This window comes from Mesorhizobium sp. M7D.F.Ca.US.004.03.1.1 (assembly GCF_003998635.1).
Taxonomy (GTDB): domain Bacteria; phylum Pseudomonadota; class Alphaproteobacteria; order Rhizobiales; family Rhizobiaceae; genus Mesorhizobium; species Mesorhizobium loti.
Genome location: NZ_RZQG01001801.1, coordinates 1 through 449, shown reverse-complemented (window position 1 = coordinate 449; position 449 = coordinate 1). Strand labels below are relative to the sequence as shown.

Annotated in this window: 1 pseudogene; it reads left to right on the top strand. The window is 59.2% G+C overall.

Annotated elements, in window-relative coordinates:
- A pseudogene (locus EN935_RS40110) lies at nucleotides 1-449 on the top strand (alpha-D-glucose phosphate-specific phosphoglucomutase); the annotation flags it as partial.

Genomic DNA, 449 nt, shown 5'->3' with positions numbered 1-449 from the left:
GGCCTGAAAGGCGTGCGGCGGATGCCGTTCGAGAAAGCCCTCCATGCGCCGACAACGCATACCCACGATTTCCTGAACTCTTACGTGAACGATCTCGGCAACGTGATCGACATGGACGCCATTCGCGGAGCACGTGTTCGCATGGGCGTCGACCCGCTCGGCGGCGCGGGAGTCCACTACTGGCCCGCCATAGCCGACCGCTACAAGCTCGACTTGACCATCGTCAATCGCCAGGTCGATCCCACTTTTCGTTTCATGACGGTTGATTGGGATGGCCAGATCCGCATGGACCCGTCTTCAGCTTATGCCATGCAAGGCCTTATCAGCCTGAAGGATCAATTCGACATCGCTTTCGCATGCGACACCGATCACGACCGGCACGGCATCGTCACGCGCAGTGCCGGACTGCTGCCGCCCAATCATTACTTGTCGGTGGCGATAGACTACCT